This window comes from Campylobacter concisus, from assembly GCF_050447445.1.
GTDB lineage: Bacteria > Campylobacterota > Campylobacteria > Campylobacterales > Campylobacteraceae > Campylobacter_A > Campylobacter_A concisus_BI.
In genome coordinates this window covers 1055140-1081857 of the sequence record NZ_JALMFW010000001.1, presented here as the reverse complement: position 1 = coordinate 1081857, position 26718 = coordinate 1055140, and the positions used below count along the sequence as shown (strand labels likewise).

At 38.6% G+C, this 26718-nt stretch carries 21 protein-coding genes; 7 read left to right on the top strand and 14 right to left on the bottom strand.

The genetic code is table 11. The annotated features are described in order from the left end of the window. The first annotated feature begins 76 nt into the window (after positions 1 to 76). Positions 77 to 2530 carry a molybdopterin-dependent oxidoreductase gene (locus tag MTT30_RS05630; RefSeq protein ID WP_429801277.1) on the top strand — a complete coding sequence of 818 codons (2454 nt, stop codon included), beginning with the start codon at positions 77 to 79 and terminating at the stop codon, positions 2528 to 2530. 48 nt (positions 2531 to 2578) lie between these two features. Here the strand turns inward: MTT30_RS05630 and MTT30_RS05625 are convergent, their stop codons facing one another. The 14 genes from MTT30_RS05625 to MTT30_RS05560 all read right to left on the bottom strand — a co-directional run bounded on the left by MTT30_RS05625 (position 2579) and on the right by MTT30_RS05560 (position 18463). Continuing rightward, entirely contained in the window at positions 2579 to 4411 is a 1833-nt protein-coding gene (locus tag MTT30_RS05625) for a dynamin family protein (protein WP_429801276.1), read from the bottom strand. Further along, positions 4404 to 6491 (bottom strand): dynamin family protein, encoded by a 2088-nt coding sequence (locus MTT30_RS05620; RefSeq protein ID WP_429801275.1) that lies wholly within the window; start codon positions 6489 to 6491, stop codon positions 4404 to 4406. The genes MTT30_RS05625 and MTT30_RS05620 overlap by 8 nt, the downstream gene beginning before the upstream one ends. 95 nt (positions 6492 to 6586) lie before the next feature. Continuing rightward, a complete protein-coding gene (gene tsaD, locus MTT30_RS05615) occupies positions 6587 to 7594 on the bottom strand; it encodes a tRNA (adenosine(37)-N6)-threonylcarbamoyltransferase complex transferase subunit TsaD (protein WP_429801274.1) in 1008 nt (335 codons plus the stop codon). After that, a complete protein-coding gene (locus tag MTT30_RS05610; RefSeq protein ID WP_429801273.1) occupies positions 7591 to 8883 on the bottom strand; it encodes a M99 family carboxypeptidase catalytic domain-containing protein in 1293 nt (430 codons plus the stop codon). The genes tsaD and MTT30_RS05610 overlap by 4 nt, the downstream gene beginning before the upstream one ends. After that, complete coding sequence (locus MTT30_RS05605; protein ID WP_429801272.1) at positions 8883 to 10118, bottom strand: uracil-xanthine permease family protein; 1236 nt, start codon at positions 10116 to 10118, stop codon at positions 8883 to 8885. Before MTT30_RS05605 ends, MTT30_RS05610 begins: the two co-directional genes overlap by 1 nt. Beyond that, a complete protein-coding gene (dxr, locus tag MTT30_RS05600; RefSeq protein WP_429801271.1) occupies positions 10105 to 11214 on the bottom strand; it encodes a 1-deoxy-D-xylulose-5-phosphate reductoisomerase in 1110 nt (369 codons plus the stop codon). Before dxr ends, MTT30_RS05605 begins: the two co-directional genes overlap by 14 nt. Continuing rightward, positions 11196 to 11927: a phosphatidate cytidylyltransferase gene (locus tag MTT30_RS05595; protein ID WP_107697618.1), complete on the bottom strand. Its 732-nt coding sequence runs from the start codon at positions 11925 to 11927 to the stop codon at positions 11196 to 11198. Before MTT30_RS05595 ends, dxr begins: the two co-directional genes overlap by 19 nt. Before the next feature lie 228 nt (positions 11928 to 12155). Beyond that, entirely contained in the window at positions 12156 to 12467 is a 312-nt protein-coding gene (locus MTT30_RS05590; RefSeq protein ID WP_429801818.1) for a restriction endonuclease, read from the bottom strand. An 8-nt stretch (positions 12468 to 12475) separates the two neighbouring features. After that, positions 12476 to 13039 carry a winged helix-turn-helix domain-containing protein gene (locus MTT30_RS05585; RefSeq protein ID WP_429801270.1) on the bottom strand — a complete coding sequence of 188 codons (564 nt, stop codon included), beginning with the start codon at positions 13037 to 13039 and terminating at the stop codon, positions 12476 to 12478. Between the two features lie 362 nt (positions 13040 to 13401). Beyond that, positions 13402 to 14121, bottom strand: coding sequence for a fumarate reductase iron-sulfur subunit (locus MTT30_RS05580; protein WP_021091811.1), 720 nt, complete (start codon positions 14119 to 14121; stop codon positions 13402 to 13404). After that, positions 14114 to 16132: a fumarate reductase flavoprotein subunit gene (locus MTT30_RS05575; RefSeq protein ID WP_429801269.1), complete on the bottom strand. Its 2019-nt coding sequence runs from the start codon at positions 16130 to 16132 to the stop codon at positions 14114 to 14116. The genes MTT30_RS05580 and MTT30_RS05575 overlap by 8 nt, the downstream gene beginning before the upstream one ends. A gap of 14 nt (positions 16133 to 16146) precedes the next feature. Beyond that, positions 16147 to 16845, bottom strand: coding sequence for a fumarate reductase cytochrome b subunit (locus MTT30_RS05570; protein ID WP_021091688.1), 699 nt, complete (start codon positions 16843 to 16845; stop codon positions 16147 to 16149). A 119-nt stretch (positions 16846 to 16964) separates the two neighbouring features. Further along, positions 16965 to 17780, bottom strand: coding sequence for a prolipoprotein diacylglyceryl transferase (gene lgt, locus MTT30_RS05565; RefSeq protein ID WP_429801268.1), 816 nt, complete (start codon positions 17778 to 17780; stop codon positions 16965 to 16967). 41 nt (positions 17781 to 17821) lie between these two features. Then, positions 17822 to 18463 carry an IMPACT family protein gene (locus MTT30_RS05560; RefSeq protein ID WP_429801267.1) on the bottom strand — a complete coding sequence of 214 codons (642 nt, stop codon included), beginning with the start codon at positions 18461 to 18463 and terminating at the stop codon, positions 17822 to 17824. A 126-nt stretch (positions 18464 to 18589) separates the two neighbouring features. Here MTT30_RS05560 and galU point away from each other — a divergent pair, with 126 nt between their 5' ends. The 6 genes from galU to MTT30_RS05530 all read left to right on the top strand — a co-directional run bounded on the left by galU (position 18590) and on the right by MTT30_RS05530 (position 26469). Next, entirely contained in the window at positions 18590 to 19411 is an 822-nt protein-coding gene (galU, locus tag MTT30_RS05555) for a UTP--glucose-1-phosphate uridylyltransferase GalU (protein WP_429801266.1), read from the top strand. Beyond that, on the top strand, positions 19408 to 20628 hold the full coding sequence (locus MTT30_RS05550; RefSeq protein WP_429801265.1) for a glucose-6-phosphate isomerase: 1221 nt from the start codon (positions 19408 to 19410) through the stop codon (positions 20626 to 20628). The genes galU and MTT30_RS05550 overlap by 4 nt, the downstream gene beginning before the upstream one ends. Positions 20629 to 20631: 3 nt before the next feature. Continuing rightward, complete coding sequence (locus MTT30_RS05545; protein WP_103624719.1) at positions 20632 to 21177, top strand: DUF1287 domain-containing protein; 546 nt, start codon at positions 20632 to 20634, stop codon at positions 21175 to 21177. 62 nt (positions 21178 to 21239) lie between these two features. After that, on the top strand, positions 21240 to 22829 hold the full coding sequence (locus MTT30_RS05540; RefSeq protein ID WP_103624718.1) for an ABC-F family ATP-binding cassette domain-containing protein: 1590 nt from the start codon (positions 21240 to 21242) through the stop codon (positions 22827 to 22829). Between the two features lie 660 nt (positions 22830 to 23489). Next, positions 23490 to 24890, top strand: a complete 1401-nt coding sequence (locus MTT30_RS05535; RefSeq protein WP_429801264.1) for an aspartate ammonia-lyase — start codon at positions 23490 to 23492, stop codon at positions 24888 to 24890. A 91-nt stretch (positions 24891 to 24981) separates the two neighbouring features. Further along, positions 24982 to 26469, top strand: coding sequence for an anaerobic C4-dicarboxylate transporter (locus tag MTT30_RS05530; protein WP_087577643.1), 1488 nt, complete (start codon positions 24982 to 24984; stop codon positions 26467 to 26469). Positions 26470 to 26718 lie beyond the last annotated feature (249 nt).

Below are 26718 nucleotides of genomic sequence, written 5' to 3'. Positions count from 1 at the left end.
AAATGATACAAAACCCTAAATTTATAATTTCTAAAACCAACCAAAAACAATAAATTTAACCAAAATCGGAGAGAAAATGAAAAGACGAGACTTTTTAAGATTAAGCGCATTAGGCGCGGCTAGCCTTCAAGCAAACGAGCTTGGAAGCGCAGAGCAAGCGTTATTTGACAAACAAAGCGGACTAAGCGCAAATAAATTTGGCGCATTTTATGTAAGAACTATCGCAGGGCGCGTGGTTGAGACCGTGCCATTTGAGGGCGATGCTTATCCAAACGAGCTAAATAACGCAGTCATTGACTACATCCAAAATGAGAGCAGAGTAAAATATCCATTTGTTAGAAAGAGCTTTTTGGCTAACCCAAACAACCCAAAGCCAGAGCTTCGTGGTAAAGAGGAATTTGTACGTGTGAGCTGGGACGAGGCTATAAAGCTAAGTGCAAAAATTTTAAAAGAAAATTTTGATAAATACGGTGCTGAAGCGATCTACGGACAGGTTTATCAGTGGGGTAGCCTCGGCAAAGTAGGCCACAGCCAAAAGACTGCAAAAAGGCTACTTAACGTGCTTGGTGGCTACGTAAATGAGCTTGGTGGCTACTCATACGGCGCAGCGACTGTCATCATGCCTCACGTCACTGGCTTCGTCGATCCTGCGCTAGCGCCAACAAAGTGGGAGGCGATCTTAAAAAACGCCAAAACGATCGTATTTTGGGGCACAAATCCAGTCGTTTCAAACAAGATCGCCATTGGCGTGCCGCTTCACAACTCATATAAATACTATGATGAGATCAGAAAAAAAGGCGAGAGCGGTGAGATGAAAATTTATAGCGTTGACGTTTATCACAACGATAGCGCAAAATACTTTGACTCAAAATACCTTGAAGTCGTGCCTTGCACCGATACGGCGATGATGATAGGTATGTGTAACTACCTTTATGAAAAGGGACTTTACAGCAAAGAATTTATAGAAAAATACACAGTTGGCTTTGATAAATTTAAAGAGTATATGCTTGGCAAAACTGACGGGGTAAATAAAAATTTAGCTTGGGCAAGCAAAATTTGTGGCGTGAGCGAGCAGGATCTTGCTAAATTTAGCGAGGATCTAGCTAAAAATGACTCAGTGATAATTAGTGGCTACGCCATTCAAAGACAAGATCACGGCGAGATGGCATACTGGGCGCTTGTGACGCTAAATGCGATGCTTGGACACATCGGTAAAGAAGGTTGTGGCTTTGTCACAAATGACGGCATGCACAAAAACGCTGATGAGAGCTTCATAGCGCCTAAACTAGCGGCGTTTGAGACAAAGGTGCCTCAAAAATTTATTGATAGCGGGCTGGTGCCAAAGACAAAGGACTATGAAATGCCAAACTCAAGGCTAATAGACGCGCTTTTAAGCCCAGGCAAGGAGATAACAAGAAATGGCAAGAGCTATAAACTGCCAAAGATTAGGGTAATGTTTAACGCAAATGGCTCGACTTTCACAAGGCATCCTGACGCAAATAGAGCGATAAAAGCTATGCGAAACGTTAATGCTATCATCACTTGCGAGCCGTTTTGGACAAGTACAGCTAAATTTAGCGACATCGTCTTGCCAGCTGCGCTTGAATACGAGCGAACTGACATCGAAATGGCAAACTCTACAAGCGAGTATCTATTTGCGATGAAGCCACTAGTTAAGCCATTTGGCGAGAGTAAGAGCGATTACGAGATCGCAAGACTGATTGCCAAAGAGTGGGGCAGGGAAGAGGCATTTAGCGAGGGTAAAAGCGAGCTAGAGTGGGTCAAAGAAATTTACGAAGATGCCGTTAAAAAGTCTGCCGAGCTTGGGTATGAGAGCATGCCAAGCTTTGAGGAATTTTGGGAGAAGGGATATTTTAGATTTGACAAGATCGATGAGAAAAAACGTTACTTTACAAACTATAAGAAATTCCGCGACGACCCAGTGGCAAATCCGCTAAAAACGCCATCTGGCAAGATAGAAATTTACTCTGAAACGGTCGCTGGCTTTGGCTATGATGACTGCCCACCGCATGCAGCTTGGCTTGAGCCATTTGAGTGGCTGGGCGCAAAAAATAAAAAATACCCTATCGCAATTAGCGGTGCGCACTCTAAATTTAGGCTTCACTCACAGCTAAATAACTCCGTGCTTCGCAACTTTAACGAGATCGCAGAGCGTGAGCCAGTGCTTATAAATCCAAAAACAGCCGAGGCTAGAGGAATAAAGATGGGCGACGTGGTGCGTGTGTTTAACGACAGGGGCGAAATTTTGTGCGGTGCCTTTGTGACTGAGGACGTGCCACAAAATGTCGTAATAGTAAGCGAAGGTGCTTGGTATGACCCTGAAAAACCGGGCGAAAAGAGCCTTTGCTTGCACGGAAATTTAAATGTACTCACAAAAGACGTACCATCAAGCAAGATGAGCCAGAGCAACACCGCTCACACAAGCCTTGTGAATGTCGAGAAATTTAAAGGCGTGCCAAAGCGTGTAACTGCATTTGACGCACCAAAGATCGGTATAATGCACGCATAAAATAAAAGCTATCCTTAAATGGATAGCTCTAAGTTTTAAAAATTTTATTTATCCTAATAGCAATGAATTTTCACAAAGCTCTTCAATCTTTGAAATTTGCTCTTTAACTCTTGCTTTTAAGTCATCAAGCATTGCTATTTTTAAAGTATAAATTTCATTAAAATCGCTTTTTATGTCAAGCAAAATTTTATTTAAAAACGAGCTGTTTGAGCACATTAAAGCTTCAAACTCATAAAGGCTAAACGCATCAAGCATGCGCTCATAGACATCTTTTGCACTTGGAATATAAAGTGGCGTATTCATCTGCAGGTGCGACTCTAGCGTCTTTTCTATCTTTTGTTTTATAAAATAAACCGCGAGTTTGAGCGCGTTTTCATAGTTTGAGGCTAGCTTTATATCAAGCTTTTCGAAAAACAAAGAGACCTTTTGTATAGCCTTAAATTTGGCCGTTTCATACTCTCTTAAAAAATTTTCATATGTCCGTCCGGCATAGGTATTTATGGATTTTGTTTCGTAAGCCAAGGCTTGATCATCAAAGCTAGCGTAATTTTCATAGCGAGATTTGTATATTAAAAATTTATCCTCTAAATTTTTATAAAGCTTATTAAATGCTGAGGTTATTGCATTTTCTAGCTCTTTTAGATCTTTTTTGTAGCGTTTAAAAAATTTATTAAAAACCACATCTTCGTAGATAAGTTTTGAAAAGACTTCATCGCTATCAAGACTTATTACCTCAAAATTTTCACGCTTATAAATTTCTTTGTTTAAAAGCGTCTTTGAAGCGTTAAATTTTGTCTTTGAAAAAGGCTTAAGTAGCTTAAATACCTCATCGGCAGCAAGTTTTATGACTTCACTCATTTGACTATATCTTAAAGCGATCTTTGGTTTAAACTCCTCTTTTATCGCCTCCAGCCTACCATCTAATGAGCCACTAAATTCATCTAAAATAAACCGCGCATTATCATAAATTTCTAGATGTTTTTCTTGCTCGTTGGTTAGGAGTTTTACGATCTTTTTTGCCCTTACTTTTATGAAATTTTCTTTAAAGCTCTTGTCTAAAAAGCACTCTTTAATAGCCTTTAGAGCTTCGTTAAAATTTGAAGCTTCAAGTGGGCTTTTGTCATTATTTGTAATGCCAAGAAGAGCTTGCTTTGATGAGATAGCGATGATGTCCTCAAAAAGCTCGCCATAAGTTTGCCTAGCGTGTTTTAGCAAACTTTCAAGCTCCTCCTCACTTAGCTTGTCTTTTTGGTTGATTAAGCAGATCGCTTTTAGATCATTGGCTTTTAAAATTTCTTTGATACTTTCAAGCTCGCTTGCTTTTGCGGCGTTATTTGCAAGGCTTAGCCATATTGCACCACTAACCTTTTTTAGCGTATTTTTTGTCTCTTTTGTGTCAGCGTCTCTTAGCGAGTTTAGGCCAGGAGTGTCGATGAAATTTATCTCTTTTAAAATCTCACTTGGCGCATAAAGTGTCATGCTAGAAACTTGCTCGCCTAGCTTATTTAGCTCGGCTAGATCGCTACTTGCTAGCAGGCTTTCGCTACCGTTTATAAATTTCACACTTAGAAGTGGCATCTTTGCAAATTTTAGCCTCACAGCCTTTGCGGTGACTGGAGTTAGTCCTGATGGCAAGATATCTTGACCAAGAAGTGCGTTTAAAAATGTTGATTTTCCACTTGAAAATTGACCGATAACAGCTATTAGCGGTGGTTCATTTAGAGTGTCTATTAGTAAATTTAAGCTCTCTTTTATCTGCTCGCTTATATGCAAACTAGGATCGTTTAGATCATTTACGAGCCTAGCTAGCTCACCCTTAAAATCATTTGTAAAGACCTTAAAATATCTCGCTTTGTAGGCATTTATAAACTCATTAAACATTTTTAATATCCTCTAAAAGTGAGTAAATTTCATCTTGCAAGGAGGTCTTTTGTTTAAGCTTTGAAATTGAGCTTTGATTTTGTAAATTTAGCTCATTAAGTTTTTCATTGAGAACTAAAAGCCTTTGATTTAAAGCCTCTTTTTGGCTGATTTCATAAGCCTTTACTCGCTCTTTTAGCAGCTTTTTTTCATGTTCTGCTAGCGTCTCACAAAACTGCGATATACTTTTATTGTTAAGTAAATTTTGCCTTAAACTTAAAAGTGCCTCATTTGGCTCACTTTTGCTTAAAATTTTAGCTTCAAGCTCATCTAAAAGCTCGCTAAAATCAAGCTCTACGCCCATTTGCTTTAAAAAGTCATTTATACTAAAAATTTTATTTTCACTCACCTTAAAGCCATCAAAACTTAAAGCGATATTTTGCTCGCATGACTTTGTCTGCACCAAAGTTTCATTTCTAGCCTCTCTCATAAGTGCCGCAACTCCGTCGCAAAGTGTAGTTTTTGTTATTTGTGTAAGACGCTTTAGATTTAAATTTTCTCTTTTACTTTTGCAGTAAGCGATCTCGCTCTTAAGCTTTTCATTTAGATTTTGTAGTAGTGCTTCAAGCCCCATTTTATAGATATCTTTTGCATTTTTATCATCGAGTTTTTTTAGCTCGCTTTCTAAAAGCCTTTCAAGTTTTGTGAAATTTTCATTAAGAGAATTTTTGATATTTGCTTGTTCGTTTTGCAAAGCTTCTAGCTCTAAACCAAATGCTTTAAGCTCTAAAATTTCAGCCTTTGTGGCTTCGAGTTTTATTTTTAAAATATTTTGTAATTCTTTTTGATATGAGCTTAAAATGAGAGCTGATTTTTTAGAGTCTTTGCCAAAAAGCACATCGTAAAGATACTCTTTAAACTCCGGCACGCCACTATTTAAAGCGCCATCAAGATAAGCTTTAGCGCTAAGCACAAAATAATCTATCTTGATATCATTTATCTGCTCGCCAATCGCCTTTTTTACGTAGTTAAGCGTTTCATTAATATCCTTTGCGTCCAACTCGTCAGCGTGAGTTAGCACGATAGCAACTCTTACGATGTGCGAGTTTTCAAGGCATTTTTTCAAAAATAGTGCGTCTTTTTGCGTGGCACTTTGTGAGGCATTCATGAGATGTGCTAAAAGATCGCACTCTTTCATAAAATTTGTAGTTATTTCTTCTCTTAAGATAACGGCGTCATCTATGCCCGGAGTGTCTATAATGCAGACATTATCCCTTAAAAGTTCCAAGTCATCATAAAGCTCAACGCTTTTTACGAGATTTGCTGTTTTTGAGCTTGAAGATGTATAGTTTTTTATCTCATCTAGGCTAATCTCTACACTACTAGCTGGTAAATTTTCGCTTGAAAGTCCAAGCTTTTCTAGCTCGTCTGGGCTATAAAAATTTACCTTTGCATGGCTATTTGATGCATGCTTTAAGATGGTTAAATTTATGGTCTCAGGCACATTTGAAGTGCCAAGGATGGATTTATTTAAAAGCGCATTTAAAAGCGTTGATTTGCCAGAGTTTATGATGCCACTTACTGCGATGTTAAAAAGCGTTTCATTTGATCTTTTTTTGGCATTTTTTAAAGCTAGTAAAAATTCTTTATCCTCATCAAGCATGCTTGCTTTTTCATTTATCTCATTTAGAAAATCCAGGCTCTTGTGAAAGTGATCTTTTGGCTTCGCATTAGAAATTTCAGCCTTATTTTGATTTGAGTTTTTACTTATAAATTTTATTAAAAAATCAAATTTTTCATGGCTAATTATCTTTTCATCACGTAGCTTTTGTAAGTAGGTTACAAGTTCATCACTTGAAATTTTTGCTTCATTTAGTGCTTTTAGAGTGGCTAGCTGAGCACTTTGTATGCTAAATATATCAAGTCCAACGCCTAGCTTTTTTAAGATATTTCTAAACTCGGCAAGAGCCATAAACTCATCTAAATTTTTCTCATCACAAGATAAAAGAAGCGCCAGTAGATCTGGGTAGAAAGGCACGCTCGCATCAGTGTTGGCGTAAATTTTATTTAAATGCCAAGCGTGATTTAAAAACTCGTCCATTAAAGATTCTTTTTTTAAAATTTTTTAGATTTTATTACGTTTTTACTTACGAAGCTATCAAGATTTAGGCGCAAAATTTATGTTTTTTAAAAAGTTTAATTTAACTCAAGCTTTCTAAAGCTAACTCTTGGGTTTATATTTAGCTCGCTATGGTTTACAAACTCGCCTTTTAGGTACTTCTCACGCCCAGCTCTTGCTATCATTAAGGCGTTATCAGAGCAAAATTCAAGTGGAGCCAGTAAAAGCTCGCACTCATTTTTTTGGCAAAGCGTTTCAAGCCTTTTTCGTAAATTTAGATTTGCACTTGCGCCACCAACTACACCAAAACGCTTAAAATTTCTTAAACAAAAGACCTTTTCAAGCTTGTTTAAAATGTGCTCACAGGCAGTATTTTCAAATGCGTAGCAGATGTCAGCGATATCCTTTTGTGTGATATTTTCTAGCTTTGAAATTTCGACTCTGACTTGGTTTTTAAGCCCTGAAAAACTATATTCAAGGCGTTTATCGTGAAGAAGTGGAATGGTAAAATGAAACCTCTCTTTGTCTTTGCAAAGTAGGGCATTTTGCTGAACTACGGCACCGCCTGGATAGCCAAGATCAAGCATTTTAGCAACCTTGTCAAAGCTCTCACCAAAGCTATCATCGCCAGTACTTGCAAGCTCAGTGATTTCACCATTTTCGTCAATCTCTAAGATCATCGTATGCCCGCCACTAACTAACAGGACGCCAAGTGGAAAGGTGGCTTCACGATCTAAAAATAGTGAGTAGATGTGGCCAACTAGGTGATTTACGGCAATTAGCGGGATATTTAGAGCCACGCTTAGCGCTTTTGCCATGCTGACGCCACCTATTAGGCTCACACTAAGACCCGGTTCATTTGTTACAGCGATCGCTTTTATATCTTTAAAATTTGGCAAAATATCCTCTAAAAGTGCTGGCAGTGCCTTCGTATGAAGCCTAGCTGCAAGCTCAGGAACAACGCCACCAAAGATAGCGTGCTCCTCTTCTTGAGAAATTTTTTTATAATAAATCTTCTCTAAAGTGCGTTCATCTATTAGTGCGACCGAGCTATCATCGCAGCTACTTTCGATGCCAAGTATCATTTAAACTCCGCTAAGATCATGCCAGCAAATTTCTCTTTGCCATCTTCGTTTTTATAAAACTCGACTCTATAAATTTTGCCATCTTTATCGATGCTATAGCTTTTATTTAGGCTATTTTTAGCCACTTCTTGCTCGCTCTCATCTATACTTTTTGTGCCATATCCTATGACATTTACGCGCACATTTTTGAGTGATTTTATTTTAAAGCTCTTTTTCACGCTAAATTTATCGCCACTTTTTAATGTAAGCTCGCTACCATCACTTATTAGTGAAATTTCATCAAGTGGTTTTGCAAACTCAAAATATTGTGGCTTTAGCCTAGTAACAAAGCGGTTGCCGTATTGCACTTTGAAGCTACCATTCTCTTTTATGACGGCTATTAGCGGATTTGGTGAGCTGTAATTTAACTCGCCTTTTTTAAGTGGGACAAAATTTATTAAAGGTTTTAGATTTTTAAGACTTATCGCATATGAATTTTCAAGCTCGAGTCTGATCTCTTTTTCGATTGCTTTTTTTACACTTTTAACATCAAGATTAAACGGCCTAGTAAAGTTAATGCCAGCTTTTTTCATATATTCTTCAATGGCGATTAGATGGTAATAAGTCCTTTGCTCGGCGTTCAAATTTTTACTAGCTTCGTTTGCAAAGGCTGATTTATTTTGCGTGATAGCATAGTAAGTTAGGCTTTTTAGCATCTCTTTATCACCCATTGCGGTGTGCGTATTTTTGATGTGATACTGGTGTTTTTGATCTATTAGATGCTTGTTTAGCACGTCTTTTACGCTTGAAGCAATGTTTTCAAGCTCTGGGTATTTTGAACCAGGAAGTGTGCTTTGATCAATGATGCAAGTATTGCCCCATTTATCTGGATTTTCGTCTTTGTTTATAAATTTATCTCTGTAATAGCCGCTTCCATCGTGCAAATTTAAGATGAGCGTAACGTTTTTATCAGTGATGACGTCTTTTATCTTCATTACCGAGTTATAGTCTGGATCGTTTTTATCGACATGGGCAAATTTTCTATTCATATCGCCTTTTGTGCCACGACTTCGCTCGATTATGCTTGGGAAATTTAAATTTGGCACAACCCAAAGCGAACCTTTTGTGATGTTGTAGTCGGTGGCCACGATAGAGGCTGCCAAAAAGCCACCCGGCTCATCGCCTTGAATGCCACCGATTAACAACATCGTGTTTTCGCTTGGTTCACCTTTTTTGATGAGCGCATAGTCTAAAGTATTGGCTAAACTAGCAGTGGTAAAGGTTAGTAAAAAAAGTAAAAATTTACGCATTAATATCCTTCATAATGCTTTGTCTTTGGTAAAAGTAAATTTAAAACTATACCAGTAACCGCGCCAAGCCCTATACCTGAAAATTTAACCGCTCCAAGGTCAAGCACCATGCCGCCGATGGCAAAGATGAAGATGAGGGCTACGATTATCATATTTCTAGGGTCTGCAAGATCGACTTTATTTTTTATAAGTGTCTCCATGCCAACGCTTGCGATGATGCCAAAAAGTAGCAGCATGATACCGCCGATGACTGGGGCTGGGATAGTTGAAAGCACAGCTCCTAGCTTACCAACGAAGGCTAGTACGATGGCAGTGATCGCTGCAAAGGTCATGATCGCTGGATTATAAGCCTTTGTAAGGCTAACTGCGCCTGTGACCTCTGAGTATGTAGTGTTTGGCGGGCCACCAAAAAAGGCAGCAAGCGAAGTGGCAAGTCCATCTCCAAGGAGCGTGTTTTTAAGGCCTGGATTTTTTAGAAAATCCTCTTTTGTGACATTTGAGATAGCAAGCATATCGCCTATGTGCTCGATTGCTGGAGCGATGGCTATAGGTATCATATAAATGATCGCTTCAAACTCAAATTTTGGTGTAGTGAAATTTGGCATTCTAAACCAAGGCGCATTAAATATAGGACTAAAATCAACCATGCCAAAGCAGTAAGCTACGATGTAGCCAGTGATAATGCCAAGCAAAATAGGTATAAGCCTAAACATGCCACGCCCAAGCATCATTACCAAAATAGTAGCCACTAACGAAATGCCAGCAACGATCATCGCCTCATTTTGAGTATAAATTTCAGTGGCTGATGTTGCCATTTTAACGGCATTTGGAGCAAGGATTAGACCTATTGTCATGATGACCGGCCCAACGACAACTGGAGGCAAAATTTTATGCAAAATTTTCTCTCCGCCAAATCGAACCACAAGACTTAAAGCAACGTAGAAAAATCCAGCAAATATAACGCCTCCCATCGTTACGGCTATGCCCCATTTTTCGATACCGTACTGAAGTGGCGCGATAAAAGCAAAGGAGCTTGCTAGAAAGATCGGCGGAACATTTTTTCTAGTGATTAGCTGAAAAAGTAGCGTGCCAAGACCAGCCGTAAAGAGAGCTACATTTGCATCTAGTCCCGTAAGTATCGGCACTAATACAAGTGCACCAAAGGCGACAAATAAAAACTGAACGCCGATTAAGCTTTGTTTGGGATCAAATTTATAACCCTCATACCTTTGCATTTAACATCCTTTTTGCGTAATTTCTAACTTCTTTATCAGCTTCAAAAATTTCATCAATATTTGAAATTTTAATATCTCTAAAATTTTTAACAGAGCTCAAAACGAGCCTTGAAATATCCAAAAACGAACATTTTTTCTCTAAAAAGCTAAATACTCCAACCTCATTTGCAGCATTTATCACTACACCTAGATCAGGGTTTGCCAGGACTTTATCTTTTAGCGAAAAAATGGGATATTTTTTAAGGCTAATTTTATGAAATTTTATATTTTTTAGATCAAGTAAATTTGCGTGTGAGACAATATTTTCACTGACATTTTCAAACATAGCATGAGCGATAGCTAGCTTCATGTCAGGTCGCGAGAGGTGCATCGTGCTTGAGCCATCTATAAATTCAACTACGGCGTGTATCGCAGAAGTTGGCTCTATCACAGCTTCGATCTCCTTGATGCCATAAAGCCAGTAAGCCTCCATCACCTCAAAAAGCTTATTTGCCATCGTCGCACTATCAATCGTTATCTTTGCGCCCATATCCCAGTTTGGGTGTTTTAGTGCGTCACTTGGCGTGGCGTCTTTTAGAAATTTGATCGGCTTTTTATAAAATGCGCCGCCACTTGCTGTGATGATGAGTCTTTTTGGTGCAGTTTTGTTTTCTAGTAGAAATTTAAGCCCAAAGTGCTCACTGTCTATTGGTGAAATTTCTCTAGTTTTTAGAAATTTGCCGCCAACAACAAGGCTCTCTTTGTTTGCAAGTGCAAGCCTTTTGCCAAGAGTTTGCGTCTTTAAACTAGGAGCAAGGCCAGCAAAGCCAACAAGGGCGTTTATTACCTTTTTTGAGCTTGAAATTTCTAGCATTTGCAGCAGTCCAGCCTCACCAAAAAAGATATTTTTAGCTTCTATGTTTTTTACATTTTTAGCTAGCTTTTCATCGCCTACGCAGACAAATTTTGGTTTAAATTTTAAAATTTGCTCATTTAGTAAATCTACATTTTTAGCGCAGCTTAACGCCTCAACCTCTACGCCAAATTTTTCGCAAAGATTAAGGGCGTTTTTGCCGATTGAACCAGTTGAGCCAAGTATTACCACGAGAGCGACCAAAGTAGGGCTACTACGCCAAATAAATAACCATCTATCCTATCAAGCATACCGCCATGTCCTGGGAAGAGCGAACCACTATCTTTGACGCCGCAAAGTCTTTTTAGGTAGCTCTCAAACAAATCTCCCCAAACTGCAAAGACGCAGACTAAAAAGCTTGAGAATAAAATTTGGAAAAATCCTTCAGTTACAAAATTTCCAACAATGCAGCCAATCACTGTGCCTATCGCCACACCGCCTGCTGCACCTTCAATTGTTTTGTTTGGTGAGCTTGGGCTAAATGGATGTTTACCAAACATTTTGCCAACAAAAAATGCACCACTATCGCTTGCAACTACGCTTAAAATAAGCCATACAAGATAGCCCACACCATACTCTGAGTAAAGCATCCATATCATAAAGATCGGCGTGGTTGGATATACAAAAGGTGCGACTAGCTTTAAATTTTCACTTTTTATGTGAGCTAGGATCGAAGCAACCAGCATGATAGCAAGGATCGCTATGAAAATTGGATTTGTAAAATATGTAAGCACGTAAAAAGCAAGTGCGGCAAAAACTAGCTGTTTGTGATCGATATTATAAAGCTTGAGCGACTCATTAAATGCAAAATAAAGCACAGCGCCGAGCAAGATAAAATTTAAAATATAATTATCAATAAAAAAAACTACCAAAATAGCAACAAACATCAAAACGCCAGTGATTATGCGAGATTGCATATCCTCTCCTTAAAATCGTTATTTCGCTGTAATTATAACACTTAAAATTTAGACGGCGTTTATAAGAGTAAAATTTGGTTTAAAAAGCATTCTAAGCTGGTAAATTTGGACTATTTTGGCGTTAGTAAAGATTTAAATTTTCCTTCTAAACCACACAAAAATAAAGCAAGACTGAAATGATCCCAAGCAGTAGTATTTTATGGCTTAAAATTTTAAAAATTATTTTCCTCAAAAAAAATCGGTATCGATTTTGCAAATTTCATATATTTGGCTTGTTTGAACGCCGACTTTGTATTTTATCATTAGCTCTGCAAGCTTGTCGCCATCTATCAAAACCACGCTAAAATTTTGATTGTCTTTAGCGAAATTTTCAGCTTCTTTGGTAAATTTTGCCGTAGTGATAAAGACACCTTTTTTAGTATTTTTATTTGAGATGGCGCCGATAAACTGCTGAATTTCTGGCCTACGGATATTACTGCCGTCTTTGTATCTTTTTGCTTGGATATAAATTTTAGAAAGTCCAAGTTCATCTTCATCTATGATGCCATCTATCCCGCCGTCTGGCCTTTGTTCGTAAGATTTCCAGCTCCATAATTCATCTTTTCAAGTAATTTTGTTACAAGGTATTCAAAAAATCTTGGCTCTTTTTCTAAAATGCTAGATAAAATTTCACTTTTTAGCTCTTCTTTTATCTTGCAAAGCGCTTCATCTATATTGTCATCTGGGGTGTTTTCCGTGGCTTCTTTTTTCTCTTGCCTTATCTCTTGTTTGTAAATTTCATCGTACCAAGTGAGAAATTTGCTCTTTTTATCCTTACTGCTTACTAACTCTTTGCCAAAATTTGTTATGGCAAATAGGCTTCTACCAACTTTTTGAAGCGGCACTTTTTCTGGCTTTGATTTTACTTGAGCTGTTGTAGCCAGATAGGATAAAGCCCAGTCGGTACGATTTATATAAGTTGGAGTTCCTCTTTTTATTTTTTGCAAAAGATCTTCGTCTTTTAGCTTAAAATGCTCAATTATAAATTTAGAAATTTCAGCTCTATTTGCCTCTTTCTTTTGTGCGACAAATTCTAAAATAGGTAGCATCATATCTTTATAGCTTGGTAACATTTTATATCCTTAAATGAAGCAAATTTTTGAAATTATATAAATTTTTTGGCTTAAAAGCTATAATCAAAACATGAGAAGTCTTGGCCTAACAAATTTTCTTCTAGAAAATATTAGCTTATTTGTAAATACCTTTGCTACGATATTTGCACTAATTTTTTGTTTTGTTTCTGGTGTTGGAATCGTCTTTATATTTATCGCATTTCCACTTGGTTATATAATGGGCGCACTCTTATCAATCCCATTTTTGATATTTTTATTTTTCTTATTTGTATCTATTGATATCTTTTTATGCCTTTTGGCATCTATTTGCAATCTTTTTTAATAAATTTAGAAGTAAATTTGGGGCTTTTACAGCCCCTTTTCTACTTTATAGCAGCCATTTTTCTACGCATATAAGCTATGCGGCTTTGAAGCGGTAAGTGTTTAGGGCAGTTGTCTTCACAGCCTAGCAAAGTCATACAGCCAAACACGCCGTCATCATCGCCGATAAGCTCGTAAAAGTCCTCGTCGGTTCGTTTATCTAGCGCGTCGATTTTAAATCTAGCTACGCGGTTAAGTCCGACCGCACCGATGAAATCAGGCCTCATGATAGCCGTACCGCATGCAGCCACGCAGATACCGCACTCGATGCAGCGGTCAAGCTCAAATACCTCTTGCGCTACTTCAGGCTCAACCTTTTCCTCAAGCTTAGAGATATCTGTCTCGTGGTCTGTATGTATCCAGCTCTCCACACGCCTGCTCATCGCATTCATCCAGTTGCCAGTGTCTACGCTTAGGTCTTTTAGTAACTTAAATACTGGCAAAGGCATAAGCTCAATTACTCCGCTTTCAAAATCTTTAGTAAGAGTTCTACAAGCTAATCTTGGCTTACCATTTACAAGCATGCCACAACTTCCACAAATTCCAGCACGACAAACAAAGTCAAAGCTAAGATCTGGGTCAAATTTCTCGCGAATCATATTTAACGCGATAAACAATGTCATACCATCAGTCTCTTCTAGCTCGTAGGTCGCAAAATGTGGTTTTGAAATTTTGCTTAACGGATTATATTTAAATGCTTTTATGGTTATTTTTCTACTCATATCCTATTCCTGCTCTTTCGTTTGGTGCTTTATATTTTGGTTGAAGATCATAGTGCATTAAAGCCTCTTGAATTTCTTGTCTGCTCTTACCTTCAGCTTGCATTTTCTCACGAATTTCATCAACCTCTTTTTGGCGGATGGCACTATCTGGATGCTCAATAATATTACCTTTCGCACCATAGCCTCTAAATGCTGGTGGCATTTCCATTTTCATAATATCAAGTGGCTCATATACGATAGTCGGTAGCGTATCGCCCTCTTTCCAGCTAGTTAGAGTTCTGTTTAGCCAGTTTAGGTCGTCGCGTTTCGGATAGTCCTCGCGGCAGTGCGCTCCGCGGCTCTCGGTGCGATCAAGCGCGCCTTTTGCGATACAAAGGGCTAGTTTTAGCATCTTTGGTACGCGGTAGGCTTCCTCAAGCTCAGGGTTGCCAAATAGCGCCTTATTTGTGACTTTAACGTCCAAAGATTGCTTATAAAGCTCTTCTAGCTCTTTTACCGCTACGGCTAGACCTTCGCCGGTTCTAAAGATCGCCACGTGCTCCCACATGATATCTTTCATCTTGTTTTTGATCTCAAATACGTTAAATTTACCCTCTTTTTCTACTAGGCTCTTTAGATAGTCTTCCTCTTTTTTAACGAATTTTTCGATATCTGCGGTATTTATATCGATCTCATGGCTGCCGCAGTAGTCGGCAAAATAATCGCCCACGATCATACCAGCTACGACCGTTTCTGAAACGGAGTTGCCGCCTAGGCGGTTAAATCCGTGCATATCCCAGCATGCTGCCTCGCCGGCGCTAAATAGACCCGCTAGCGTCGGACTTTCGCCGGTAGGCTTTGTCTTGATGCCGCCCATAGAGTAGTGCTGCATAGGTAGGATCGGCGCCCAGCCTTTACCGCGCTGGCGACCGTTTTCGTCGGTGTACACTTCGGTATCGGCAGGATCGATACCGTTAAAGATTTCGCAAATTTCTTGAACGTCGCGTAAATTTTTCTCTATATGCTCGCGTCCTAAGATCGAGATATCAAGCCAAACATGATATCCGTATGGGCTAGGTACGCCTTTACCAGCGCGGATATGCTCCATGATGCGGCGGCTTACGACGTCGCGGCTAGCTAGTTCTTTTTTCTCAGGCTCATAATCAGGCATAAAGCGATATCCATCCACGTCGCGCAAAATTCCGCCGTCGCCGCGGCAACCTTCCGTTAGCAAGATACCGCTTGGAACGATCGGAGTCGGGTGAAACTGCACCGCTTCCATATTTCCTAGCTGAGCAACGCCGGTCTCAAGAGCGATGGCTGCGCCGATACCTTCGCAAACTACGGCGTTTGTGGTGTGTTTATAAACCCTACCGTAGCCGCCCGTAGCGATTAGCGTGCCTTTTGCGACGTATGCCGTGATCTCGCCGTTAACTAGATCGCGAACGATCGCGCCGTAACAGCGGTTGTTTGCGTGGATTAGCGCGATAGCTTCCTTGCGGTCATGGATTTCGACGTTGTGTTTTAAAGCTTTGTTTGCTACGGCAAAAAGCATCGTGTGACCGGTAGCGTCTGCCGTAAAGCATGTTCTCCATTTTTTAGTTCCGCCAAAGTCGCGAGAGTGGATGAGTCCGTGGACCTCTTCTTTTTCTACGATAGTCGTTTTTTGAGCATTGATGATAGCGCTTCTCTCGCCTTTTGTTATACGAGTCCAAGGCACGCCCCAAGCCGCTAGCTCGCGGATCGCCTTAGGCGCAGTTTGACAAAACATACGCGCGACTTGCTGATCACAGCCCCAGTCGCTACCTTTTACCGTGTCGGCAAAGTGCACATCCTCGTTGTCACCTTCGCTCATTTTTGAATTTCCCAAAGAGGCTTGCATACCGCCTTGCGCAGCCGCAGAGTGTGAGCGCTTTACGGGTATTAGGCTTAAAACTACCGTACTTAGCCCTTTTTCTCCAGCAGCCACAGCAGCTCTAAGACCAGCTAGACCACCACCAATTACCAATGCATCATAATATTTTACATTCATCTTCTAGCTCCTTTTTAATGGCTGATCCACACGAAATCGGCGATTAGCGCAATTATAGCAAGTATGCCATAAACGGCAAATACAATTGTTTTTGCCTTATTTCTTTTGGCAAACATTTCGTGCTTATTTGCACCATCAATGCTTATCCATTTGACATACAAGCGGTACATACCGATACTAGCGTGAACGACCATAAAAACAAGTAGTGCGAAGTAGAAAATTTCTAGTTGATGAAATGCAGCCGCTGATTTGTCGGCAGTGATGTGTCCGCCAAAGACTATATCCACTAGATGTGCGCTGGCTGCAAAAAATAGAGCAAAACCGGTTAAAAACTGAAACCACCAAAGCGTAGTATCAAGGTGCTTCATGCGGTCTTTGTGGCCTCTAAACATTAGATATTGTCTGTAGTTTGCTGGAAATTTTCTCATAGCTAAAAATGCATGAGCGATAAAAATGGCAAATATTACCGCGGCAATAACGTTAGTAATCCACCAAGTAGCCTCGCCGAATAAAAATTTAGCCTCCGCAAACCCTACGACAGCGTTAAATGCGTCTTTGCCAAGTAGTATGGTAGAAGTAAAAACCATATGGCACAATATAAAACAGGCCAAAATAAACCCTGTAATACTTTGCCATCTATCCCAAGCGGCTGGAGTGCGACTTTTTTTGTCGTCCGACCGTTTTCCCAAAAAACCTTCTATAAGCCCGGTCATGAGCCCTCCTAAGAAATTTGAAATAAATTATCATTTCTTAATACTAATTTAAATATTAGTATTAATTGATAAAGCTAATGCTAGCAGATTTTTACTTTAATATTTTTTAAACACTTATATTAGAGCTTTGAAAATTTTTTATAAAGCATGGCATAAATAAAAATTCCAAAACCACACATGATAAGTGATAAAATTTGACCCATTGAAAGACTAAAAATAATAAATCCAAGCCCTGAATCAGGCTCTCTAAAAAACTCGCAAATAAATCTTGCAAAAGTGTATAAAATAGCATAAAGCGCGATCAGTTCGCCATTAAATTTCTTATATTTTCTATATAAAAATAAAATGACAAAAATAACTAAACCTTCTAAGAATGCCTCATAAAGTTGGCTAGGATGCCTTGGCTGACCAAAGACATTTATCGCCCAAGGCACATCTGTGACTCTCCCAAAAAGCTCTTGATTTAAGAAATTTCCTATCCTGCCAAATGTATAGCCAAAAGGTATGCAAACGGCACAAAGATCAAGTAGCTGCCATAAATTTTGTTTATACCTTTTGCAAAATAGATATGTCGCAAGCAAAAAGCCAACTACTGCTCCGTGGTAACTCATACCACGAATTCCTATAAATTCGCCGTTATGAAATGGATTAAAAATTTGCCAAGGCTGCGTCAAGTAGTAGCTTACTTCGCCTGAATATACTAAAACCCAGCCAAGTCTAGCGCCTAAAATAACGCCTATTTCAACCCAGAAAAAGTAATTATCCAAGAGCTGATTTGAGATTGGGATTTTATCTTTTTTAACGAGATATTTTGCCATGGCAAGCGCTAAAACAAGGGCTAAAATATACATAAGCCCATACCAGTGCACGCTAAAGCCTAAGATACTAAAGGCGACTGGGTTAAAGTGGTTATAAATATCGTTCCAAATTTCCATTTTTACTTTCTTTTTAAATTTTTTTGCGATTTTACAATGATTTAGCTTTGATGAGCGAATAAGCTCTTACCACTAAGCGCAAGGGCTAAAAATTTAAACTCGCTTGCTTCAAATTCTTTGCAAAATTTAAATAGCTCTACAAACTCAGCCTCGTTTAAATTTACGCTCCAGATCGCTCCAGTGTCATTAAATTCTCTTTCAAACTCGCTTAAATTTTTAGTGGCAAAATAGTGCTCAAAGCGGCTCATCAGCGAAAACGGCGTAAAAAATTTGATCTCATCTTTTATCTCAAATTTCATCACGCCACCATCTTTTATGGCTTCATTTATCACTTCATTCACAGCCCCTGAGTAGGCTCTGACTAACCCTCCAGTGCCAAGCTTTATCCCGCCAAAGTAGCGAACTATCAAGACGCCAACGTTTATGAGTTCAGCACCGCGTAAAGCATTTAGGCTCGGCTGGCCGCTGGTGCCTTTTGGCTCGCCGTCATCACTTTGATTTTCGACTATTTGGCCATATTTATTTAGCTCTCTTGTTGCCCAAACTACGTGAACAGCCTTAAAATGCTCCTCTTTTAGGCTCTCATGCAAACTTTTAAATTCGCTTATCGGGCACAAAAATGCTAAAAAATTTGACTTTTTTATATCAAGCTGGGCTTTAAAAATCCTATCAATCGTCTGCAAATTTGCTCTTTTTTAAAAATTTTAAAAATCTTATCAATTTGCTAATTAAAGCCTTGTAAATTCAGACAAATTTATATTATTAAGGAAAAGATAGTAGAATTTTGCAATTTTTTATGAAGGACTAAAATGATACAAACTTGCCTATTTCCAGCGGCTGGATATGGAACGAGATTCTTACCAGCGACAAAATCACTTCCAAAAGAGATGTTGCCAATCCTTACAAAACCGCTCATTCACTACGGCGTTGATGAGGCACTTGAGGCTGGCATGGATAATATGGCCTTTGTCACAGGACGCGGGAAAAGGGCGCTTGAGGACTATTTTGACATCAGCTACGAGCTAGAAAAAGAGATCGCTGGTAGCTCAAAAGAGTCGCTACTTAGCGAAGTTAGAAATTTAATGAGCTCATGCACATTTTCATTTACTAGGCAAAATGCCATGAAAGGGCTTGGACATGCCATTTATACAGGTAAAACGCTAGTTCGTGATGAAGCATTTGGGGTCATTTTGGCAGATGATTTATGTATAAATGAAAATGGCGAGGGCGTGCTTTCGCAGATGGTTAAAATTTATGAAAAGTATCGCTGCAGCGTCGTTGCTGTGATGGAAGTGCCAAAAGAGCAGACCAAGTCTTATGGCGTCGTAAGCGGTAGGTTTATAGAAGATGACCTTATAATGGTCGATGATATGGTTGAAAAGCCTGATCCTAGTGAGGCTCCGACAAATTTAGCTATCATTGGGCGCTACATCCTAACGCCAGATATTTTTAACATTTTAGAGCGAACAAAACCAGGTAAAAACGGCGAAATCCAGATCACAGACGCATTAAAAGCGCAGGCAAAAGATGGCATGGTACTAGCTTATAAATTTAAAGGCAAGAGATTTGACTGTGGTAGCATCGATGGCTTTGTCGAGGCTACAAATTTCTTTTACGAGCGCAGTAAATGATCGAGACTTCATTTAAATTTAACTTTGCAAGCAGCGATGTCATCGACTCCTACGCTAAACGCATAAACGACGAATATGAAAGCGGCGAGATAGGCTACTACCACCTGCCAGCTCTTGGACAAAATTTGCTAGGTGAGATCGAGGAGTACGAAAAAGGGCTAGCTCATATCAGAAATGTAGTACTTGTTGGCATTGGCGGTAGCAGTCTTGGCGTAAAGGCGCTAAAATCGATGCTTGAAGGCACAAAGGGGATAAAAAGAGAGCTTTTGTTTTTAGATAACGTCGATCCTTGTAGCTACAAAAGCACGCTTGATGGGGTAAATTTTGACGAGACGCTTTTTGTAATAAGCTCAAAATCAGGCAACACGATCGAGACGATCACTATTTTTAAGTGCTTGCTTGATGACTTTAAGCCTCAAAATTTAGGCAAAAATTTCCTCATCATCACAGATCCTGGGACAAATTTAGAAAATTTTGCCAAAGAAAATGGCATTAAATTTTTTAATATCCCAAAAAATGTTGGCGGGAGATTTAGCGTGCTAAGTGCGATTGGCCTTGTGCCTCTTGGTATCTGTGGCTATGATATAAAGGCACTACTAGAGGGCGCGCTTGCTTGCAAGAAGCAATACATTGAGCAAAAAGATAGCTCCATAGTCGCTAAAGCTTACCGCTATGCCACTAGCAGAAATGCCAGTATAAATGTCATTTTTAGCTACTGCGATAGATTTTTTGAATTTAACGACTGGTACGTGCAGCTTTGGGCAGAGAGCCTTGGTAAAAAAAGAGGATATAAAAGGGTCGGCCTTACTCCAGTTGGACTTGTCGGTAGCCGTGATCAGCACAGCTTTTTGCAGCTTATCATGGACGGCGTAAAAGATAAGAGTGTGACATTTATAAAGATAAAAGATCACGCGAGTGACAAGACTATTCCAAGCTTTAGCCTAAAAGGGCTTGAGGAATGCGATTTTGTAGCAGGGCTTAGCCTAAATGAGCTTATAAATTTACAGTGCGATGCAACGGCTATGGCGCTCGTGCAAGAGGGTATAAGTGTCGATACGATCACGCTTGAGAGGCTTGATGAGTTTCACGCTGGATGGCTCATTTTTTACTACGAGCTACTGACCTCGGCTACTGGTATCATGCTAGGCATCAATACCTACGATCAGCCAGGCGTTGAGATAGGAAAACGTATCTTAAAAACTATGCTTTTAAAGTAGAAAATGAAGAAATTTCTACTTTTGGCTCTTTTTGCTACGCAAATTTTTGCCTTTTCGGCGAGTAAATTTGTAAATGACGCTAGGTCGCAGATCGGTGTGACGCTAAGTTATGATCCAGGCTATGAGCGGCTCGCCTATCCTATGGGTGACGTAGATATCAAAAAGGGCGTTTGCACGGACGTTGTGGTAAGGGCGCTACGGCATCAAGATATGGATCTGCAAAGGCTCATTTTTGAAGATATGAGTAAAAATTTTTCAGTTTATCCTAAAAAATGGGGGCTTAAAAAGGCTGATAAAAACATCGATCACAGGCGTGTTTTAAACATCGCTACCTATCTAAAAAGAAAAGGTTTTGAGGTGAGTGATGATAAATTTTTACCAGGCGATATCGTCACGTGGATGCTACCAGGAAATTTGCCTCACATCGGTGTGATCTCAGATAAATTTTACGCCAAAACACCGCTAGTTATCCACAATATCGGCTCTGGCGTGCAAGAAGAAAACATACTTTATGGCTACAAGATTACGGGGCATTTTAGGCTAAAGTAGCAAAATGGCTTTTTAATCAAATTTTAGGCAAAATCGCAAAAAAATAAATTCAAGGAAAAATAATGTTAGAAGTTAGGGGACTTACTCAAAGATTCGCAAGTAGTTTGCTATTTGAGGATGTAAATTTAAAGCTAAATCGCCACAACAGATACGGACTAATCGGTGCAAATGGCGCTGGCAAGTCGACATTTTTAAAAATTTTAAGCGGAGCTATTGAGCCAACTAGCGGAGAGATCATCATAGAAAATGGACTAAAAGTTGGTGTACTTGGGCAAGATCAGTTTGCGTTTGAAAATTTCACGCTAAAAGATGCGGTGCTTTATGGCAACAAACGCTTATACGACGCTGTTAAAGAGAAAGAAAAGCTCTATATGAGTGAGGAATTTACTGATGAGATAAATGAGCGCTTAAGCGAACTTGAGATGATAAGTGCCGAAGAAGACCCAAGCTATGAGTACGAGACTAGGATAGAGAAAATTTTAAGTTCGCTTGGTCTAAATGAATTTGATAAGCTGATGAGCGAGGTCGAAAACTCGGATAAAGTTAAGGTTTTGCTAGCTCAAGTACTCTTTCCAAAGCCAGACATCTTGTTCTTAGACGAGCCGACAAACAACCTTGATATAGACGCGATCGCATGGCTAGAAAATGAGCTAAACCGCCACGAGGGCACGCTTGTAGTTATCAGCCACGATAGGCACTTTTTAAATAGAGTTTGTACAAACATTTTGGATGTGGATTTTAAGAAAATTCGCGAGTTTTCAGGTAACTACGACGACTGGTATATGGCTGCAAATTTGATCGCAAAGCAGCATGAGATGGAGCGTGACAAGAAGCTAAAAGAGAAAGAGGAGCTGGAGAAATTTATCGCGAGATTTTCAGCAAATGCGAGCAAGGCAAAGCAGGCGACATCTCGTGCAAAGCAGCTTGAAAAATTAGATATCGCCGAGATCGCAGTATCAAGTAGGCGTGATCCAAGCATACTCTTTCGTGCAAATCGCGAGATAGGCAATGAGCTAATTGAGCTAAAAAATATAAGTAAGAAATTTGATGATAAAGTGATATTTGAAAATTTTAACTTTAAGCTTGAAAAGGGCGACAAGCTAGCCATCATCGGTCATAACGGCGTTGGCAAGAGTACGCTTTGTAAGATCATAATGGGCGAGCTAAAGCCTGATGCTGGCGAGGTACATATAGGTGCAACCATAGAGCCAGGCTACTTTGCACAAGATACAGTAAATAAGATAGATGGCGAGCTAAAGCTTTATGAATACTTGCAAGATGCCAAAAACAAGGACATCGACGAGATCAGAAAGTGCCTTGGCAGGATGCTCTTTAGCGGCGCTGAGCAAGAAAAGGCAGTGGGTGCGCTAAGCGGTGGCGAAAAACACCGAGTAAGACTAGCTCAGCTCATGCTTCATAGACCAAATTTACTTGTCATGGATGAGCCAAATAACCACCTCGATCTTGAGGCTATCATTGCGCTTGGCGAGGCGTTTTACAACTTTAGTGGCTCAGTTATCTGTGTGAGTCATGACAGGGAGCTAATAGACGCTTTTGCAAATAGAATTTTACACCTAAAAGGCAATGGTGAGGTTGTTGACTTTAAAGGAACATACGAAGAATACAGAGCAAATTTGGGGCTTGAGAGCTAAAATTTGTTATTCCTTGCTCCTGATTGTAGGGGCAAGATTAAAATTTATATTTACTACAAAATCTTACAAATATTAATCTAACCATATAAATTAAAAATAGCTTATAAAAATTATTAATATCCAATAAAAATACTTTATAAGTAAATAAGAAAATTAATAAGAATTTTCTAAAGCATTAGTAAGATTTGTAAAATAAAATTTATTAAATAATATTTTTATGATTCTTAGTTTAAGGGCTCTATTTAAAAATTTAATAAATTTACTTTGCAATATGGTGATATTTACTTAGTTTTTACTTTCTAAAGTAATATTAGAAATAAAATTTAACTTTATTTTTTATATTTTTGGATATAAAAAGTGTGATTTAATATTTATTTTATGTTATTTTTCTATATATTTATCTTTTAAACTTAAAAATTTAAATAAATTCGAGCTAATTATGAGCTTTTTATATAATAAAAAAGTGATATTATTATTAAAATAACAATTTATCTAAGCTATATTATTAAATATAGCTTAAAAGCTACTATAAATTTTTCTCCAAAAGTCGTTTTATCTAGGTTAAGAGCCAAAGCTTAAAAAAATAAAGTAGTAATTAATATTTAAAATATTAAATATCTATATAATTTCATTAATACATTTTTTATAAGGAGAATGGTTATGGCAACCAGAAAAGAACACGATTTTATAGGTGAGTTGGAAATCTCTGACAATTTTTATTATGGTATCCAAACATTTAGAGCTACCGAAAATTTTCACATGAGCGGTAGAACTTTAAAAGAGTATCCATACTTTGTAAAAGCATTTGCACAAATCAAAAAAGCAGCTGCACTTGCAAATAAAGAGGTTGGCGTCTTAGATCCTAAGATTGCTGATACGCTAGCAAAAGCCGCTGATAGAGTAATAGCTGGTGAGTTTTTAGATCAATTTGTGGTTGATATGGTTCAAGGTGGTGCTGGAACAAGTACAAACATGAATGCAAACGAGGTTATTACAAATATCGCACTTGAGAGCATGGGTCATAAAAAAGGTGAGTATCAATACATCCATCCTAACGATCATACAAACCTTGGACAAAGCACAAACGACACTTACCCAAGCTCAATAAAAGTAGCAACTTACGCAAAACTTACTGATTTGCTTGCTGCGATGAATCTGCTAAAAGATGAACTTGATAAAAAAGCAAAAGATTTTAAAGATATCATTAAAATGGGTAGAACTGAGCTTGAAGACGCAGTTCCTACAACACTTGGAAATACATTTAATGCATTTGCAAGCTACATTAAAAGCGATATCGAAAAGATTACAGCTGCACGCGAGTCAATGACATATCTAAATATGGGTGCAACTGCGATTGGTACAGGTATTAACTGCCACCCTGATTATAAAAATGTAGTTGTTAAAAAGTTAAAAGATATCACTGGTGTTGATTTCAAAAAAGCTGATGATTTCATTGCAGCCACACAAGATACAGCAGACTTCGTTCACGTAAGTGGCGCGTTAAAAACTGCAGCTGTTAGACTTTCAAAAATCGCAAACGACCTTCGCCTAATGAACTCAGGTCCAAGATGCGGCCTTGGCGAGATAAATTTACCACAAATGCAACCAGGCAGCTCTATCATGCCAGGCAAAGTAAATCCAGTTATCGCTGAGGTTGTAGGCGAAGCGTGCTATGAAGTAATCGGCAACGACGTAACTATCATGCTTTGCTCAGAAAGAGGCGAATTTGAGCTAAATGCATTTGAGCCAGGCATCGCTTATGCATTATTTAACTCTATATTTATCCTTGAAAACGCGATGAAAACACTAGCTGAAAAAGCTGTAAGAAAACTAACAGCAAATCCTGAAGCGTGCCTAAAATCAGTACTCGGCTCAGTTGGTATCGTAACAGCATTTAACCCATACATCGGTTACGAAAAATCTGCAAGCATCGCTAAAGAAGCTTTGCAAACAGGTAAAGCAGTTGGCGATATCTGCCTAGAGAGAGGTTATCTAAGCAAAGAAGAGATCGATAAAATTTTAGAGCCAAAAAATATGCTAAATCCAAGCATGGTTAGGTAGAAATTTAAGCAAAGTATTATTAAAAGCGTGTCAAAATTCTGGCACGCTTAAGTAAAAATTTTAGTTATAAAATTTAATAGAGGAGTTTTCAATGGATATTTCATTGATATTACAGTTGATCGTGCTCTTTGGCGCGATATTTTTGGGTGTTAGACTAGGCGGTATGGCTATTGGTTATGCTGGTGGCATCGGCGTCGTAGTTTTAACTTTAGGACTTGGATTAAAAGCAGGCAGTATACCTTGGGATGTTATTTTAATCATTATGTCCGTTATAGCTGCTATTACAGCGATGCAAGTAGCTGGTGGCCTTGATTATTTGGTGCAAATAGCCGAAGGGATACTAAGAAAACATCCAAAATACATAAATTTCTTAGCCCCAGTTGTCACTTATCTGCTAACTGTATTTGCCGGTACTGGACACACAGCATTTTCTATGATTCCAGTTATTACTGAAGTTGCAAAGACACAAAATATTAAGCCTAGCGCGCCTCTTAGTATAGCTGTTGTTGCTAGTCAGATAGCTATTACAGCAAGCCCAGTTTCAGCAGCGGTTGTCTTTATGGCTGGTGAGCATGCTTTGGGCGGACTTGGCATTAGCTATCCATTGCTATTAGCTATCTGGATACCTACAACTTTTATTGGTTGTATGCTAACGGCTCTTGTTATTAATATATTTTATAATCTTGATTTAAGTAGCGATAAAGAGTATCAAAGAAGACTTAAAGAAGGGCTAATCAAAGATGTTAAAATCGAAGAGAAAAAAGAGCTTCCAAAAGGAGCTAAACTATCTGTTTTAATATTCTTAGTTGGTGTTATCTCTGTCGTTTTATATGCTACTGCTATTAGTAAAAACGTAGGCTGGATAAAACCAAGCTATGTAACAGGCTATGAAAAAATTTATGAGACCAAAAGCCCAGATAAATTTAATGAACTAGTCGCAAAAGATATAAAAATCAAAACTGACTCAACTACTAATGTAAAATATGTAGAAGATCCAGATAAGCCTACAAAGGTGTTGGTATTAACTAGAGATAACGCTATTATGAGCTTTATGCTAGTTATCGCTACTTTAATCACACTAACTTGTGGCGTTAAAGTCGATAAGCTATTTAATACAGCTACATTTAAAAGTGGTATGACTGCGTGCGTCTGCGTGTTAGGTGTAGCGTGGCTTGGAGATACTTTTGTGGTAAATCACACCGATGCGATCAAAAATTTTGCAGGTGATTTTGTTAAAGACTATCCGTTTATGCTAGCGGTTGCGTTATTTTTTGCTAGTATGCTTCTTTATTCTCAAGCCGCTACCGCAAAGGCACTTATTCCTACGGTTATAGCTGCACTTGGCTTAACTGCTGCAAATAACGGTGACGCATATATTTTAGTTGCATCATTTGCTGCAGTTTCAGCATTGTTTGTGTTGCCAACATATCCGACACTTCTTGGAGCCGTTCAAATGGATGATACTGGAACAACTAGGATAGGTAAATATATATTCAACCACTCCTTTTTTATTCCAGGCGTTTTAGCTATTGCTTTTTCTGTCGCACTTGGATTTTTGATAGCTCCGATACTTTTATAAGTATTTTAAATCAAACTTAAGCCGAGATCTCTCTCGGCTTTTTAAATCCCTTTGAAATTTTTAATTTCTATTCAAAATCCTTAATCAAAATTTTATATTCAAATTTTTTATAAGATTGCGTTAAAAATTATATTAATTAAATTTATAATTTTTAGAATTTTACTCATTTTGATATTAGAATACCTATTTTTTAAAACTAAAAATCTAAATATAAATATTAAGTAGAATTTAATTTTATTTTCAACTTTA